Genomic DNA, 15,039 nt, shown 5'->3' with positions numbered 1-15,039 from the left:
ACCGTTTATACTTTTATTATTATATAATATTTCTTATTTATTTACTAGCTTCCTTTACAGAAAATGTCAGTTTTTTATCTTTCTTACCAATAGTCATCTGACTGCCATTTTTTAATCTTCCTTCTAATATCCAGTCTGCAAGAACATCTTCAATTTCACTTTGAATGACTCTCCTAAGAGGTCTTGCTCCATAGTTCTCATCATAGCCTTTCTCTGCCAGCCAGTCCAGGGCACCTGGAGTTACTTTCAGGGAAATCTGATAACTGTTCATCAAACGACTTTTAACATCACTAATAAATAATTTTGCAATTTCTCTTACTTCTTCTTTTGTAAGCACTGCAAATACAATAGTTTCATCAATTCTATTGAGAAACTCTGGTCTGAAAATCTGTTTAACTTCTTCCATTACACCTTTAGTCATGATTTCATGATTCTTCTTTTTATCCATAGATGCAGCAAATCCCAACTGTTTTGGTGCAATAATACGATTGGCACCTGCATTGGATGTCATAATAATCACTGTATTTTTAAAATCTACCTGTCTTCCGTTGGAATCTGTAATATGTCCATCATCAAGTACCTGAAGAAGAATATTAAATACATCAGGATGTGCTTTTTCAATTTCATCAAATAGAATAACAGAATATGGATGCCTTCGAATCTGCTCACTTAGCTGTCCTCCTTCACCAAATCCTACATATCCTGGAGGAGATCCGATAATCTTTGACACACTATGCTTTTCCATATATTCTGACATATCTACACGAATCAGGTCCTCTTCCCGTCCGAACATTGCTTTTGCCAGTGTTTTAGATAATTCTGTCTTACCAACTCCTGTTGGACCAAGAAACAGGAATGATCCAATTGGGCGTTTTGGATCTTTTAATCCAACTCTGCTTCTTTTGATTGCTTTTGCCACAGCTTTAACCGCCTGGTCCTGTCCAATCACCTGCTTGTGCAATTCTTTTTCCAGATTACGAAGACGTTCCAGATCTCCTTTTTTCAACTGATTAACAGGAATTTTTGTCCACAAAGCAATTATATTTTCAACATCTTCTTCATTAATCTCAGGAATAATATTCTGCTTTTTGTTTATTCTTTTAATTTTGCTGTCTAAAGCTTTCTGCAGTTTCAGTTTTTCTTCTTTAATTTTTCTGGCTTTTACCATATCCCCGTCAGAGATTGCTTCTTCTGTTTGTTGCACCAGCATTTCGATCTGGTTTTTTTCCTCATAAAAATCTTCAGAATTTTTCAACAGTCCCATACGTTTCCTTGCACATGCTTCATCTAATAAATCAATTGCTTTATCTGGCAGAAAACGGTCACTGATATACCGATCTGATAATGTAACCATAAAATTTATAATCTCATCTGGTACCAGCACTCTATGATAATCCTCAAATCTGTATTTTAATCCTTTTAAAATCGTCACAGTCTGTTGAATGGATGGTTCTTCAATTCTAACCGGCTGAAATCTTCTTACAAGCGCTGCATCTTTTTCAAAATACTTTGTATATTCCTCGCTGGTAGTTGCCCCGATCAGCTGAAAATCTCCTCTTGCCAATGCAGGTTTTAATATATTGGATGCATCCATTGCCCCTTCTGAGCCACCTGCTCCAATCATTGTATGAATCTCATCTATAAATAAAATAATTGACGGATCCTCTGTTACTTCCGTAACGATTCTCTTCATACGCTCTTCAAATTCTCCACGATATTTTGTTCCCGCAATGACCCTTGTCAAATCTAATGAAAGAATTCTCTTATTTTTCAAAAGTGATGGTACCATACCACTTGAGATTTTCTGTGCCAATCCCTCTACAATTGCTGTTTTACCAACACCAGGATCTCCGATAAGACATGGATTATTCTTGGTGCGACGGCTTAAAACCTGCATTAGACGTTCCAGTTCTTCTATCCTTCCAATAACAGGATCCAGCTGTCCTTCTAAAGCCTTTTCTGTCAGGTCAGTGCTGTACTGCTCCAGTATAGTATCTCCTGATCCCTCTCCCTCATAAATATCTGAATTGATTGCTTCTGTAAACTCCGCTTTGGCGACTTTATAATCCATTCCTGCCGTCACAAGGATATCTGTATAGATTCCATCCAGTGCAATCTTATTCTTTTTTAACACCTCCAGTGCTTCATTATCTCCATCTCGAACCATAGCCATTAAAATATGTTCTGTTCCAATAGCATCACATCCATATTTTAATGCAGTTTCACCTGCAATTTCTAAAATTGCTTCGCTTTTTGGGGTAAGAGAGGCTTTTCTTCTTCCATCTTGAGGTCGAGTTGCCTTTTGCTGCACAAATTCCTCCAGCATATCTCTGGTAAGACCATGCATTTTTAATACTTCACTGGCTAAAGATCCATCAGTCCCGTATAATCCGAGAATCAGAAAAATACTGCTAATATCTTTAAATCCCAGATATTTTGCAATTTCTTTTCCTTCTTCTATAGCTCTTGCAGCAAGTTTGGTAAATGGTAATCTGTTCATAATCCCTCCTGATTTCTATCTAGCTTTTGATACATGCAGTCAACAAGATAACACATCTCTTCTTTCGTAATCCCCTTGCAGACAGCTTCTGCAACCAGCAGCTGGAGATTCTCTCCAATTGCTTCCAGTTCTTTTTGTTTCTCTAAAGTTTCAACGCTGACTACTGCACCTTTTCTTCGGTCTAATTTCAAATATCCTTCTTCTCTTAAAATAGCATATGCTTTATTTACAGTATGCATGTTTACACCTAATATCTGTGCCAGCTGACGTACAGAAGGAAGTGATTCACCATCTGCAAATTCTTCACATGCTATTCCTAATATAATCTGATTTCGAAGCTGGACATAGATTGCTTCATCACTATTGAAATCAATCTCCAATACCATATGCAATCCCTTCTTTCTATTTTTTACTTTTCTTTAGTTTGTGTTATACTCAGACTATAATAAAAGGCACAGCCTGTCAAGAAAAAAAGATCACAGACAATTCTTGTCCATGATCTTTACTCATACTATTTCTAATTTGCAATTCCTCTTTTTCTTCGAGTCGCATAATACATGCTATTTTCCATAGCCATAACTTTTTCAACCGGCACGCTTTTAAACACTGGAAGCTTCATTTTATATTTAATCCAGAAAAATGCGTATACTGCCAATATTCCAAAAACTACAATAGTCAAAAGCCATATGGTATGTTTTTCTGTTGGATCAGTAGAAATATTTAAAATCATATAAACTGTACCCAGAATTCCAATAATCTGTAAAATTCCTCCACCTGGACTTTTGAAAGAACGAGGTGCTTTAGGAAGCCTCTTCCTTAGGATTAATACATCAATATGTGCAAAAATATAAGAAATCATCCAAAATACTGATCCCACTAAAATCATGAAACTGATGGCATCTGTAGAACCATTACTTGCAATGGCAAACACTGTAATGGCAATACTGACAAACCATACTCCAACATATGGAACTCCATTTTTATTAGTCTTTGCAAAACACTGTGGCATCATATTCATCTTTGCCATTCCCTGACATATACTAGATAGCCCCTGCACCCCGGAATTCTGAGAGCTTATAACTGCCAGAGCTGCAACAAATGCCATCCAGATTTTTCCTGGCTGTCCAAGAAGTTTTACGCCATATAACAGATGTGGTGCTGCAGAGTCCGCCAGTTCTCCCCAATCTGTATAATTATGAAATCCAAGTACCAGTATAGACTGAACAAGACAAATTAATGCCAGACCAAGCATCATTCCCAAAGGTACATTTCTCTTAGCATTTTTTACCTCTTTTGAAATCGGTATTGCATATTCTGCACCAATGAACAGCCAAAATGCAACTGCTGTCATAGAAATGACAGATTTAAAATCGGTTGCCATACTCCATGGCTGATGGACCATTTTTCCTGTTCCTAATCCCAATGCTCCCATAAGCCCCATCAGAGCCATAGAACCAATCAGCAGATACGCAACCAGATCCTGAATCTTAGCGAACATATCCACACCTCTTAAATTTGCAATCAGCAACACTACCGTCATCACAAGAGTATAAGTAATTCGCGGAATCGGCAGATGAAATGTCTGTTCCATTGCATAAGCAAAAATTGATGCCTCTACTCCTGATGAAAGAACATTACACAGAAGATATCCTCCTACCATTGATATAAGCGTTGGGAAGGGTCCCATACTTGCCAGTGTATATTGTGCCAGTCCTCCTGTTGTATTCGGCATTAAAGCATTTAACTCTGAAAGTGATGCCACTGTTGTCATATTTAAAAGACAGGCCATAATCATTGCAAAAATAAATACAACACCTATGGTTCCAGCACCTTGTCCTAAAGAAACCAGACAGCTGGTAGCAATAACCAATCCTACGGAAACCGAAACAACATTTCTTAATCCCAGTTTTTTTTCATTTTCCATATGCGCCTCCAACTATAATGCATCTATTCCCTCATCACCGGTTCTCACTCTGATTACATTATCAATACCAAATACAAAAATCTTTCCATCTCCGATATGTCCTGTATATAATTCATGTTTTACAATTTCGACAATTTCATCAACCTTTTCTTTTTCAACAACAATACTAATCTGCTGTTTAGGAAGCAATTCCATTTCATAATCATCGTCTACTTCGTATTCACGGGTTCCTTTTTCAATTCCGCATCCCAATACCTGAGTTACCGTCATTCCACGCACTCCAGCTTTACTTAAAACTGCTTTTAGATTTGGTAATTTTGACATTCCTGTAATAATTTCAATTTTTGATAAACTCATATCAAAGTCCTCCTGTGTTTTTCTTTTTATTATTTAGTAATTGCAAATATATTTCCGGCGTCATACCAGCAAAGGATTTAAAATCTTTTATCATATGAGATTGATCATAATATCCGCATGATAAGGCCATTTCCTCCATTTCACTGGATTTCCCCATTACATCCATTTGTTTTAATAAATTCTGAAATCGTACAAATCGTTCAAATACTTTTGGACTGATTCCATGAACTTTTTTAAATACTCTTCTTATATAGCATTCAGTATAACTGGTTTCATCAGCCAGTTGTTTTATACTGATATTTCCATGACTTTCGTAAATTCGTCTTTGAATATAATTTTCCAACAACATAGTTGGGTCATTTTGCTGGAAGCCTTCTTCCTGATTCACTAAATACTTTTTTAAAAAAATATGTGCACGATTTCTCAGACTATCTTGTTCCTGCAATTCTTCTGTTAAATGATCTCCAAAATTGTTACCATCAATTTCCAAATCTTTATCAATGATCTGTTGAATCGCTAATTCCTTTGGTAAAATACATTTTCCCGGCTGAAAGCGAACACCAAAGTATGTTTTTCCTTCAGTCAACGGCCAGTTTTTTGCCTGTAATACTGTTCCACCAATGTACGTTCGAACATTGTTCTGACCAATATCGAAAAGGAGATCCACACTTCCATCTGGAACTGCCTGAATCTGCTTCTCAGACTCATGTTCTATTGTAAACTCATAAAAATGAGAAATTCCATATTTTCTTTGCACCATTGAATGATATTTACTTGTATACATAGAAACATATGGCTGTACCATAACATCATATGGCACTTCTTTTTCCATAGCATTCACTCCTCCTGGATCTATGCCATTTCAGGAACATCCCAAAGAGGAAGTTCAATTCCAATTCCTTTCTCCATAGCATTTTGATAAACAACATTTCCCCATGCAATATCTTCTACAGGCATTCCTCCTACAGAATAAATAATAATATCATCGTCACTTTCTCTTCCCGGATGATTTCCCATCATAATATCTGCAAGATCAATAATGTCATCTCTTTGGATTTTTCCTTCATGCATAAGATCTGTAAATTTAGACCCGATAATCTGTACCATTTCATAGCTAGGATATGGAAATTCTTCTGCCCACGCTTCATACAGTTTGTAATTATCCACAACAAGTTTACAATCATTAATCAAAAAGTCATCGTCAAATCTCGCTGCAGAAGGCATGCAAATCAATGCACCTTTCTTCACCCATGCCTTGTCAATATACTGGAAATCTTTCTCTTTTACCGGAGCTGTTGTAGTCATGCAGACAATATCACTATCTCGCACTGCTTCTTCTACTGTGTCGCATACTGTAATATTTTTAAGCTGTGGACACTCTTCTTTCACAAATTTCAAGAAAGAATCCATGGATTTTTTCCCACGACCTTTTACTTTCAATGTATCCAGATTTGGACATGTACTAACAAATGCTCTCAGAGAGGTTTTTCCCATAACTCCAGGTCCAACGATTGCAACCGTTGAAGCATCTTTTCTGGCAAGATATTTTGCTCCTACTCCTGGAATAGCTCCTGTACGATAACTGCTTACCAGATTTGCTGACATCATTGCCACTGGAGCTCCTGTATCTTTATCGTTAAGCATCATCATTAAAATGGATCGTGGCAACCCGCTTTTCTTATTTTCCACATTGGAGCCATACCATTTCATTCCTGCCATTTGTGTATCTCCTCCAAGATAAGCAGGCATTGCCATAAATCGACGGTCATCTGCGTTCTTTGGCATCCCCGGAAATTTCGGGTCATCAGGAAATGTCACCTGAGTTCCATGAGAATTGTGGTTATTTCCACCCATTACGTAATCACCTTTTTTAAGGGTAATCAACATATTCTCCATGACTTGCACACACTGGTCCATGTCTTTTACACCGGCTTTAATCATATCGGGTTCACTTAAATATAAAAATTTGATTTTTGTATCCATAATTTCCTCCCATAAAACAAAAAGATGCCTGCATAGAATACAGACACCTTTGACTGAACTTCGTTAATTTCTATAGTAATCATCTTATCACAGATACAAAATTATGTATTGTAAAAAACGATACTCATTTTTTACTTTTTTACTATACAGGATGTGAAATAATTTTTCAAGAGTTTTTCATCTATATTTAATAATATCTTCTACGTCGTTCTCTCTCTCGTTGTCTTGCCTTCGCTTTCGCTCTTTACCTTGCCTTTTCTCTTGCTATTGCCTTTCTTTTCAGATGAATTCTTCTTTTTACATAAAGAAAAAGCAAAACAATGAAAACAATCAAAATCCAATCATCTTTTATTTTCTCAATGGCAGTTTTTAATATGTTACCTGTTTCTTTCATTATGGTTTTCTGAGTTTGGGTATTTTCTTCTACTGATTCTTTATTTTTTTGCTCTACACTTCTTTGCTGATAGACAGAAAAATCTTTATTTTCATCTATATATTTATATAACTTAATACTATCCTCATAAGCTTTTGCAGAATTTTGACTTTTTAAAATGACACAGGCAAGAACTCTATCATGAAGTCTGGCATAAGTAATCAAAGTTCCTCCAGCAGCTACAGTATAACCAGTCTTTCCTCCAAGGCAAGGTTCATAATAATACTCACTGCCTTCACGAATCATTCGATTCCCATTGATCCACGTCCGAGTATTCTTGGTCAGATTTGTAGCAGGCTGTTCATAGCGTACCGTCCCCATGATTTTCTGAAGAATTTCATTACAATACGCTGCCTGTGCAATTTTAGCTATATCCGATGCTGTCGTATAATGATTAGAATCATTCAATCCACTGGCATTTACAAAATTAGTGTCCGTACATCCCAGTTCTTTTGCCTTTTTATTCATCATTTGCGCAAAACCAGGAAGATCTCCACCTACCTCATAAGCCAGTCCATGAGCAACATCATTGGCAGAATGCAGCATCATAACATACAGACTTTCTTCCACCGTCATAATTTCTCCTGGTTTAATGTATGCAGCACTACTCCCCGATTCAATGGACAATAATGCCTCATTACTATATTCCACCGTATCATCAAGATCCCGATTTTCCAAAACAACCAATGCTGTCATGCATTTTGTAATACTTGCCGGATAATGTTTAATATCCGGATTTTTTTCATATAATACATCACCTGTTTCTACATCAATGACAATTGCGGATTCTCCCACAATTTTAGGAGCACTCTCCACTGCTGAAACAGGAGATGTGGAAAATGATGCTGTTAATAATATGATCAATATATTTATAATTCGTTTTATTTGTTTCATAAAAAATCCCTCAAAAAAACCGCCAGCCCTTTGTTATCAGGCTGACGTGTATTTCTACTTATTTTATTTTTTATTTAGTATACATGATTTTTTAAAACGAGTCAACTTTTAATCCGGTACGCAATCAGAGCATCAACAAAGCGCACAAGTCCATTCAGATTCATTTCTGAACCTGAAGGACTTGTCCTGTTTTCTGTCTCTTTTCAATTATATCTATGCCTCATCAATGGCTTTTCCAATGTCATTTCTCTTGTATTTATTTGCAAAGTCAATCCACTCTGTTGCTTCATATGCATTAGCTCTGGCTGCTTTCAGATTATCTCCTTTGGCTACAACACCAAGAACACGTCCTCCATTGGTTACAATCTTGTCACCATCAAATTTAGTTCCTGCATGGAATACGTAATATCCATCTTTATCCTTAAATGTATCCAGACCTTTGATTTCAAAACCTTTATCATATTTTTCCGGATATCCATCAGATGCAAGTACGACACATACAGCTGCATTATCTTCAAATTCCAGTTCTACATCTGCAAGTTTTCCATCAATACATGCTTCCATCACATCAATAATATCATTCTTCATACGAGGAAGAACTACCTGTGCTTCCGGATCTCCAAAACGTGCATTATACTCCAGCACTTTTGGACCATCAGCTGTAAGCATCAGACCTGTAAATAGAATTCCGGTAAAAGGTCTTCCCTCTGCTGCCATTGCATCAATGGTTGGCTGATAAACATATTTCTCACAAAACTCTTCTACTTCTTTTGTGTAGAAAGGACTAGGTGAAAATGTTCCCATTCCGCCTGTATTAAGTCCCTGATCACCATCTTTTGCACGTTTATGATCTTGTGCAGATGTCATACATTTAATAGTCTTTCCATCACAGTATGCAAGAACAGATACTTCTCTTCCTGTCATAAATTCTTCAATAACAATTTCATTTCCGGCATCACCAAACTGTTTATCCAGCATCAGGGTTTTTACTCCCTCTTTTGCTTCTTCTAATGTATTACAGATTAATACACCTTTTCCAAGTGCTAGTCCGTCGGCCTTTAAAACAATCGGCATTTTTGCTGTTTCCAGATATTTTAATGCTTCATCCGGGTCTGTAAAATTCTCATATGCTGCTGTTGGAATATTGTACTTTTTCATTAAATCCTTGGAAAAAGCTTTGGATCCCTCAATAATCGCAGCATTTTTTCGAGGTCCAAAGACTCTTAATCCTTCTGACTCAAATGCATCTACAATTCCTCCTACCAGAGGATCATCCATACCGATGATAGTCAAATCAATTTCTTTTTCTTTTGCAAATGCAACCAGCTTCTCAAATTCCATTGCTCCAATATCAACACATTCTGCAAATTCTGCAATTCCTGCATTTCCAGGTGCACAGTAAATTTTATCTGCTTTTGGGCTTTTAGCTACTGCCCAGGCAATTGCATGTTCTCTTCCGCCGCTTCCTACGATTAAAACCTTCATTTATCTTTCCCTTTCTGCTATACCTGCCGGTCTAGCCACTGCTGCTGTTTTCCGGTACCATGGGTCCTGGTAAGAAGGAGAAGCTCCGTCTGCATGAAGCATTTTCCCATTTCCAATGTAGATTCCCACATGTGCGATATTTTTGAAACGTCCGTTGTTTCCTTTTCGCTTTGTATAGAAAATCAAATCTCCCGGTTCCAGTTTCTCACTATGACCATTGACAGTTTTCATCGATAGTAATCTGTTATTTTCCCGACACCATCTGGCAATCTCTGCTGCCGTTGGTGCATAATCCTCCTGTCCAAAGGAAATTCCTGCCTTGGACCAGCATCTCCATACATAAGAACTGCAGTCCACATATCCATCAAGCATCCTTTTGCTCTGGCTATAAACAGGTTTTTCTTTATAGATTTCCAAAGCCTCTGCTATCGCCTTTTTGGTTTGTTCATTCTTTGGCTTCTCAATCTTTTCTTTTGTTTTATATTCTGCCGTTTTTGTGATCTTTTTCGGGTTCTCTTTATTAAAATTATTCTTAAATAGAGAAAACCAGATGGCTGTTGCCATAATCCCTATAATGATCACTGCTCTGATCAGAAATCTTTTCATTATGCTTCCTTAGAAGTAAATTTTACTTTCCCATCTTTTACACAAATTCGTCCATTAGCAATATCATCAATGGCTTTTGGCATGATAACCCATTCTGCCTGTTCCATAATTCGTCTCTGAAGAGTCTCCGGTGTATCACCTTCTTCAACATAAACGGCTTTCTGATTGATGATTGGTCCTGTGTCAGTTCCCTCGTCTACAAAATGTACCGTTGCACCTGATACTTTCACTCCACGTTCCAGTGCTTTTTCATGAACTTTCAGCCCATAATATCCTGTTCCACAAAAAGATGGAATTAAAGATGGGTGGATGTTAATAATCCGGTTTTCAAATGTTTTGATAATCTTTTCCGGAATAACCACCAGACATCCTGCAAGTACAATCAAATCAATCTTTCGGTCAACCAGTTCCTGATACAGTGCTTCATTAAACAACTCTCTGGATTCAAAATCTTTTGGAGACAATGCAACCGCATCAATATTATGTTTTTTAGCACGTTCCAGTGCATATGCATTTTTATTGTTACTGATGACCACATTAATTTCTGCATTGGTAATGGTCTGGTTCTCAATTCCATCAATGATTGCCTGCAGATTTGTTCCTCCTCCAGATACTAAAACAGCCAACTTTAGCATAAAGTAACTCCTTTGTCTCCTTCTTTGACTTCACCTACAACATAAGCTGTTTCTCCAGCTGCTTTTAATGCTTCTAATGTTGTATCCACATCAGCCGGATCTACTGCAACGATCATTCCAAGTCCCATATTATATGTGTTGTACATCATTTCTTCATCAATATTTCCTGTTTCTGCCAGAAGTTTAAAGATTGCAGGAACTTCGTAGGAATCTTTATGAACAACTGCGTGAATTCCTTCCGGTAACATTCTTGGAATATTTTCATAGAATCCGCCACCTGTGATATGACTGCAGGCCTTCACTGTAACTCCTGCATTTTTCACAGATTTTAATGCCTTAACATAAATTCTTGTTGGAGCCAGAAGTGCTTCTCCTAAAGTTGTTCCAAGCTCATCATAATATGTATTTAAAGATTCTTCTGTCATTTCAAAAACTTTACGGACCAGAGAAAATCCATTACTATGAACACCGGTAGATGCCATACCAATCAAAACATCTCCCTCTTTTAAGTTTTCTCCTGTAATCAGATTCTTACGGTCACATACACCAACAGCAAATCCTGCCAGATCATATTCATCTTCTGGCATTAATCCTGGATGTTCTGCTGTTTCTCCTCCAATCAACGCTGCATCTGACTGAACACATCCTTCTGCCACACCACTAACAATAGTTGCAATCTTTTCAGGATAATTCTTTCCACATGCAATATAATCCAGGAAGAATAATGGTTCTCCTCCTGCACACGCAATATCATTCACGCACATTGCTACCGCATCAATACCAATGGTATCATGCTTGTCCAGAATCATGGCAAGTTTTACTTTTGTTCCACATCCATCTGTACCGGATAATAAAACCGGATCATCCATTTCTTTGATTTTTTCCAAAGAAAATGCACCGGAGAATCCTCCAAGACCTCCTAAAACCTCTGGACGCATGGTTCTTTTAACATGCTCTTTCATCAGCTCAACAGATTTATATCCCGCTTCAATATCTACACCTGCTTTTTTGTAATCCATTTGTTAAAATCCTCCTAAATGACTTGAAATATTACTTATAGTCTTTATAACCAACCTGATCAAGCTTTTCAGCTTTTTCTACTACAGACTGTTTCATTGTCTCGCTGTAATCTTTTAATTTAGCTAAAAGATCTGAATCTGATGTCGCAAGAATCTTTGCTGCAAGAATTCCTGCATTTAATCCCCCGTTAATTGCTACTGTTGCAACCGGGATTCCAGATGGCATCTGTACGATGGAATATAATGAATCCACTCCTCCTAAATCTGATGTCTTCATTGGGATACCAATGACTGGCATTGGGAATAATGCCGCACACATACCTGGAAGATGTGCTGCTTTTCCTGCTCCTGCAATGATAACCTTTACGCCTCTGTCTTCTGCGCCTTTTGCCCATTCAAAGAAAATATCCGGTTCTCTGTGTGCAGAAATGATTGTCATCTCAAAGTCAATTCCCATCTCGTCTAAAAATTCTGCTGCCTTTCTCATAACAGGCATATCTGAATCGCTTCCCATTACAATTGCTACTTTTGCCATCTTTTTTCTCCTTAAGTTTATATTCTAATTTATTTTTTCACTTACATTTTACTAACTTGACCGTTTCCCGTCAATGCTTCATTTAACCTTTCTGTTCCCGGTAGCACAAACATACCTTTCCTGATCAATGGTATTTCCTCTCCGCCAAGTCCAATTGCTGTGATAGTATCCAGTTCCTCATAAGGAATCGTAATATCTGTATGACACTGGAAATATTCTCCCTCTATTGAACATTCATTATGTTTTGCCACAATTTCTTTTCCATCAGGATTATGAACCTCTGTTTCTTCATTGTGGCTGTAACATGTATCTCCCACTGCAAAATGCGGTCCCATTTTTTCAACAATCAAAATTGGTAATTTATATAAAATATCATATTTTTTTGCCATTACATAGGCTGTCGTATTTGTTCCAATTGCAAACTCTCCCATTGGAAGTGTATCTCTATTATATAGAAGATTCTCTTTGATAAATTCTTTATTTTCTTCTTCACTGCTAAAATTTTTACAGGAATATGAAACAATTTTTCCATCTTTAAATTCCAGCTTTAAATCAATAAATTTCAAATCGTTCAGATAAACTTCCCCAACATGTAGAATTCCATTAGTCCCAGCCAGTTTTGGTGAAGTGAATACCTCACCTACCGGAATATTTACATCTGCCAGACAATTTTCAAAATTAGTTTCCTGATCAGGATTTTGCAGGTCATGCATAGCAATATATAAATCCGTCTGGTTATTTCCTTCACCTTGTACATGAACTTCCACTGCCTGATCTAAAGCATCAATAAGTTTCTGCTGTATTTCACAATACATTTTTTTGTCTAGCGTATTTACTTTAATAACTTCCTGAAAAATCTTTTCAAAATCTTCTCCAATTTCTGGAACAGGATACGCTATAATGGTAAAACTTCTCTGGTCAGGTTTTATATATTGATTCATAATCTCTGAAGCCTTGATTTGAAACTCTACAGATAACTCCTGCTGCTTTTTTGATAATTTATAATTTGCCTCTTTATTCTGCGGTAGAAATGGAGTTTCCCCAAAAGTTTCCATACATGCCGGACCTGCAAATACAAATGCCTCTTCTTTCCATTTTTCATAGGAGTTTTTATAACATTCCAGCTTATGTTTCATAAATCGGTTATCAAAGTAAACTGCCTGATCATATCTATGGTCATATTCATATTGAAGATTTGGACTGGATGAAACATATCCTATTTTATTTAATCCTCTGACCAGAGTGGAATGTCCGCAACGATATATAACAGGAGATAATCCAATTTCTGCAAATTGCTTCACCGCTTCACGAATAATCGGTTCAAATCCAATGCTATATCTTATATTAACAGTCCTTTTGGGAGTCATATCGATGTTATTTACAATAAATCCTTCATGAAAACCTTCCACATATGTTTTTGCAATATCCCGAATTTTTTCTTTAGGAAGATGATTCAGAAATTCAAGTGTCCGGATTTCATTTTCTGAAATATATTCTCCATACTGATACAGAAAATCCGGATTTGATAAATCTGACTTCATAACAATATCTGTTGCAAAAGAAAGTTCTGGATTTAGTTGTTCCTGAATACGATATTCAAAAACATCACTGCTGTAATCTCTCATATGTTCATATATAATCTGTCTGATTTTTTCAGGATGTTCTTCACCATCACGAAAAACCTGATATACTTCCAAAAATAACTCATTATTAATTACAAGATCAAACAATCTTCCTTCTACTGCATAAATAAATCCACAACGCATTTCTGCAAATAAAAAACTGAAAAGCTGGCCAAAATCAATTCCCACCTGTTTTATAGAAAATTCTGGATTGGCAAAGCTCATTTCATAAGCTGCTGATGATATCTCTGCATACCATTCCTGATTCCATTTTTTCAGCTGTTCTAATGTTTTTGGCTGCACATCATAAATATCGTTTAAATACTGCAGCATTTCTGCCACTTTTTTAAAATACGCAGCATACTTACCACCCTGTTTCACTTCTTGTAAAACAGTCTCTAATCCGGTTTGATTCAACTCATGTCTTTCTATTAACATTGGATCCAAAACTAGCTATCTCCTTTTAATTTTCCCTTTTTCTATATTCTTGTCAAAAATACCTTCCAGATACTGCCAGATTGCAACAGAACCCTCTTTTGTATGCAGATTTCTTTCTCTTACCTGCTTTTCTGTAATTCCATGCTCCAACCATGCTTTTCCATCGGTTGCGTCATTTAAAAGAATCGGTTCTGTACGATCCAAAGTAGCTGCAAACTTTGCTTCTGGTGTTTTTCTTTCCTCAAACTCTCTCCAGAGATCAAACAGCTCTTTCCCCTGATCCTCCGGCAGTAAATGATAAATTCGGTTAGCTGCCTTCATTTCACGTGCTGCCTTTGTTTTCGTTCCTTCTTCATCATATAGATAAGTATCACCTGCATCAATCTCCACCAGATCATGGATTAATGCCATTTTTATCACTTTCAAAACATCTATAGGCTCATTTGCATATTCTGCAAGTAAAACTGCCATAATAGCAAAATGCCATGCATGCTCTGCATCGTTTTCTTTTCGTTCTCCACTGGACACATAAGTTTGACGAACAATATTCTTAAGCTTATCAATTTCAATAATAAAATTCATCTGTTGTTCTAAACGCTTCATAATAG

General features: G+C 36.8%; 14 protein-coding genes. All 14 read right to left on the bottom strand.

Features of this window, described 5'->3' with window-relative positions:
- Positions 1–37: 37 nt before the first annotated feature.
- Positions 38–2,500 carry an ATP-dependent Clp protease ATP-binding subunit gene (locus BHF70_RS11330; protein ID WP_075760319.1) on the bottom strand — a complete coding sequence of 821 codons (2,463 nt, stop codon included), beginning with the start codon at positions 2,498–2,500 and terminating at the stop codon, positions 38–40.
- Positions 2,497–2,886: a GntR family transcriptional regulator gene (locus BHF70_RS11325; RefSeq protein ID WP_075760318.1), complete on the bottom strand. Its 390-nt coding sequence runs from the start codon at positions 2,884–2,886 to the stop codon at positions 2,497–2,499. The genes BHF70_RS11330 and BHF70_RS11325 overlap by 4 nt, the downstream gene beginning before the upstream one ends.
- 131 nt (positions 2,887–3,017) lie before the next feature.
- Positions 3,018–4,424: an APC family permease gene (locus BHF70_RS11320; protein WP_075760317.1), complete on the bottom strand. Its 1,407-nt coding sequence runs from the start codon at positions 4,422–4,424 to the stop codon at positions 3,018–3,020.
- A gap of 12 nt (positions 4,425–4,436) precedes the next feature.
- Positions 4,437–4,781, bottom strand: a complete 345-nt coding sequence (locus tag BHF70_RS11315; protein ID WP_075760316.1) for a P-II family nitrogen regulator — start codon at positions 4,779–4,781, stop codon at positions 4,437–4,439.
- Between the two features lies 1 nt (position 4,782).
- On the bottom strand, positions 4,783–5,613 hold the full coding sequence (locus BHF70_RS11310) for a helix-turn-helix domain-containing protein (RefSeq protein ID WP_075760315.1): 831 nt from the start codon (positions 5,611–5,613) through the stop codon (positions 4,783–4,785).
- Positions 5,614–5,633: 20 nt separating this feature from the next.
- Entirely contained in the window at positions 5,634–6,764 is a 1,131-nt protein-coding gene (locus tag BHF70_RS11305) for a tyramine oxidase subunit B (RefSeq protein WP_330390948.1), read from the bottom strand.
- A 244-nt stretch (positions 6,765–7,008) separates the two neighbouring features.
- A complete protein-coding gene (locus BHF70_RS11300) occupies positions 7,009–8,091 on the bottom strand; it encodes a D-alanyl-D-alanine carboxypeptidase family protein (protein ID WP_075760313.1) in 1,083 nt (360 codons plus the stop codon).
- A 213-nt stretch (positions 8,092–8,304) separates the two neighbouring features.
- The gene (gene purD / locus BHF70_RS11295) at positions 8,305–9,576 is read right to left on the bottom strand and encodes a phosphoribosylamine--glycine ligase (protein ID WP_075760312.1); all 1,272 of its coding nucleotides are present in this window, start codon (positions 9,574–9,576) and stop codon (positions 8,305–8,307) included.
- On the bottom strand, positions 9,577–10,182 hold the full coding sequence (locus BHF70_RS11290) for a C40 family peptidase (RefSeq protein ID WP_075760311.1): 606 nt from the start codon (positions 10,180–10,182) through the stop codon (positions 9,577–9,579). It abuts the gene before it with no gap.
- A complete protein-coding gene (gene purN / locus BHF70_RS11285; protein ID WP_075760310.1) occupies positions 10,182–10,817 on the bottom strand; it encodes a phosphoribosylglycinamide formyltransferase in 636 nt (211 codons plus the stop codon). The genes BHF70_RS11290 and purN overlap by 1 nt, the downstream gene beginning before the upstream one ends.
- Positions 10,811–11,836 (bottom strand): phosphoribosylformylglycinamidine cyclo-ligase, encoded by a 1,026-nt coding sequence (gene purM / locus BHF70_RS11280; RefSeq protein ID WP_075760309.1) that lies wholly within the window; start codon positions 11,834–11,836, stop codon positions 10,811–10,813. The genes purN and purM overlap by 7 nt, the downstream gene beginning before the upstream one ends.
- A gap of 31 nt (positions 11,837–11,867) precedes the next feature.
- Positions 11,868–12,371 carry a 5-(carboxyamino)imidazole ribonucleotide mutase gene (purE, locus tag BHF70_RS11275; protein ID WP_075760308.1) on the bottom strand — a complete coding sequence of 168 codons (504 nt, stop codon included), beginning with the start codon at positions 12,369–12,371 and terminating at the stop codon, positions 11,868–11,870.
- Positions 12,372–12,412: 41 nt separating this feature from the next.
- Complete coding sequence (locus BHF70_RS11270) at positions 12,413–14,431, bottom strand: aminopeptidase (protein WP_075760598.1); 2,019 nt, start codon at positions 14,429–14,431, stop codon at positions 12,413–12,415.
- Positions 14,432–14,446: 15 nt separating this feature from the next.
- The gene (locus BHF70_RS11265) at positions 14,447–15,034 is read right to left on the bottom strand and encodes an HD domain-containing protein (protein ID WP_075760307.1); all 588 of its coding nucleotides are present in this window, start codon (positions 15,032–15,034) and stop codon (positions 14,447–14,449) included.
- Positions 15,035–15,039: the final 5 nt, after the last annotated feature.

The organism is Anaerostipes sp. 494a (assembly GCF_001940315.1).
GTDB classification, from domain to species: Bacteria; Bacillota; Clostridia; order Lachnospirales; family Lachnospiraceae; genus Anaerostipes; species Anaerostipes faecalis.
This window is presented reverse-complemented; position numbering and strand designations above follow the sequence as displayed.

Coding starts and splice junctions, on each gene's coding strand:
- BHF70_RS11325 (WP_075760318.1), bottom strand. CDS start 2,886: ATGGTATTGGAGATTGATTTCAATAGTGATGAAGCAATCTATGTCCAG.
- BHF70_RS11330 (WP_075760319.1), bottom strand. CDS start 2,500: ATGAACAGATTACCATTTACCAAACTTGCTGCAAGAGCTATAGAAGAA.
- BHF70_RS11315 (WP_075760316.1), bottom strand. CDS start 4,781: ATGAGTTTATCAAAAATTGAAATTATTACAGGAATGTCAAAATTACCA.
- BHF70_RS11305 (WP_330390948.1), bottom strand. CDS start 6,764: ATGGATACAAAAATCAAATTTTTATATTTAAGTGAACCCGATATGATT.
- purE (WP_075760308.1), bottom strand. CDS start 12,371: ATGGCAAAAGTAGCAATTGTAATGGGAAGCGATTCAGATATGCCTGTT.
- BHF70_RS11300 (WP_075760313.1), bottom strand. CDS start 8,091: ATGAAACAAATAAAACGAATTATAAATATATTGATCATATTATTAACA.
- BHF70_RS11265 (WP_075760307.1), bottom strand. CDS start 15,034: ATGAAGCGTTTAGAACAACAGATGAATTTTATTATTGAAATTGATAAG.
- purM (WP_075760309.1), bottom strand. CDS start 11,836: ATGGATTACAAAAAAGCAGGTGTAGATATTGAAGCGGGATATAAATCT.
- BHF70_RS11320 (WP_075760317.1), bottom strand. CDS start 4,424: ATGGAAAATGAAAAAAAACTGGGATTAAGAAATGTTGTTTCGGTTTCC.
- purD (WP_075760312.1), bottom strand. CDS start 9,576: ATGAAGGTTTTAATCGTAGGAAGCGGCGGAAGAGAACATGCAATTGCC.
- BHF70_RS11310 (WP_075760315.1), bottom strand. CDS start 5,613: ATGGAAAAAGAAGTGCCATATGATGTTATGGTACAGCCATATGTTTCT.
- BHF70_RS11270 (WP_075760598.1), bottom strand. CDS start 14,431: ATGTTAATAGAAAGACATGAGTTGAATCAAACCGGATTAGAGACTGTT.
- purN (WP_075760310.1), bottom strand. CDS start 10,817: ATGCTAAAGTTGGCTGTTTTAGTATCTGGAGGAGGAACAAATCTGCAG.
- BHF70_RS11290 (WP_075760311.1), bottom strand. CDS start 10,182: ATGAAAAGATTTCTGATCAGAGCAGTGATCATTATAGGGATTATGGCA.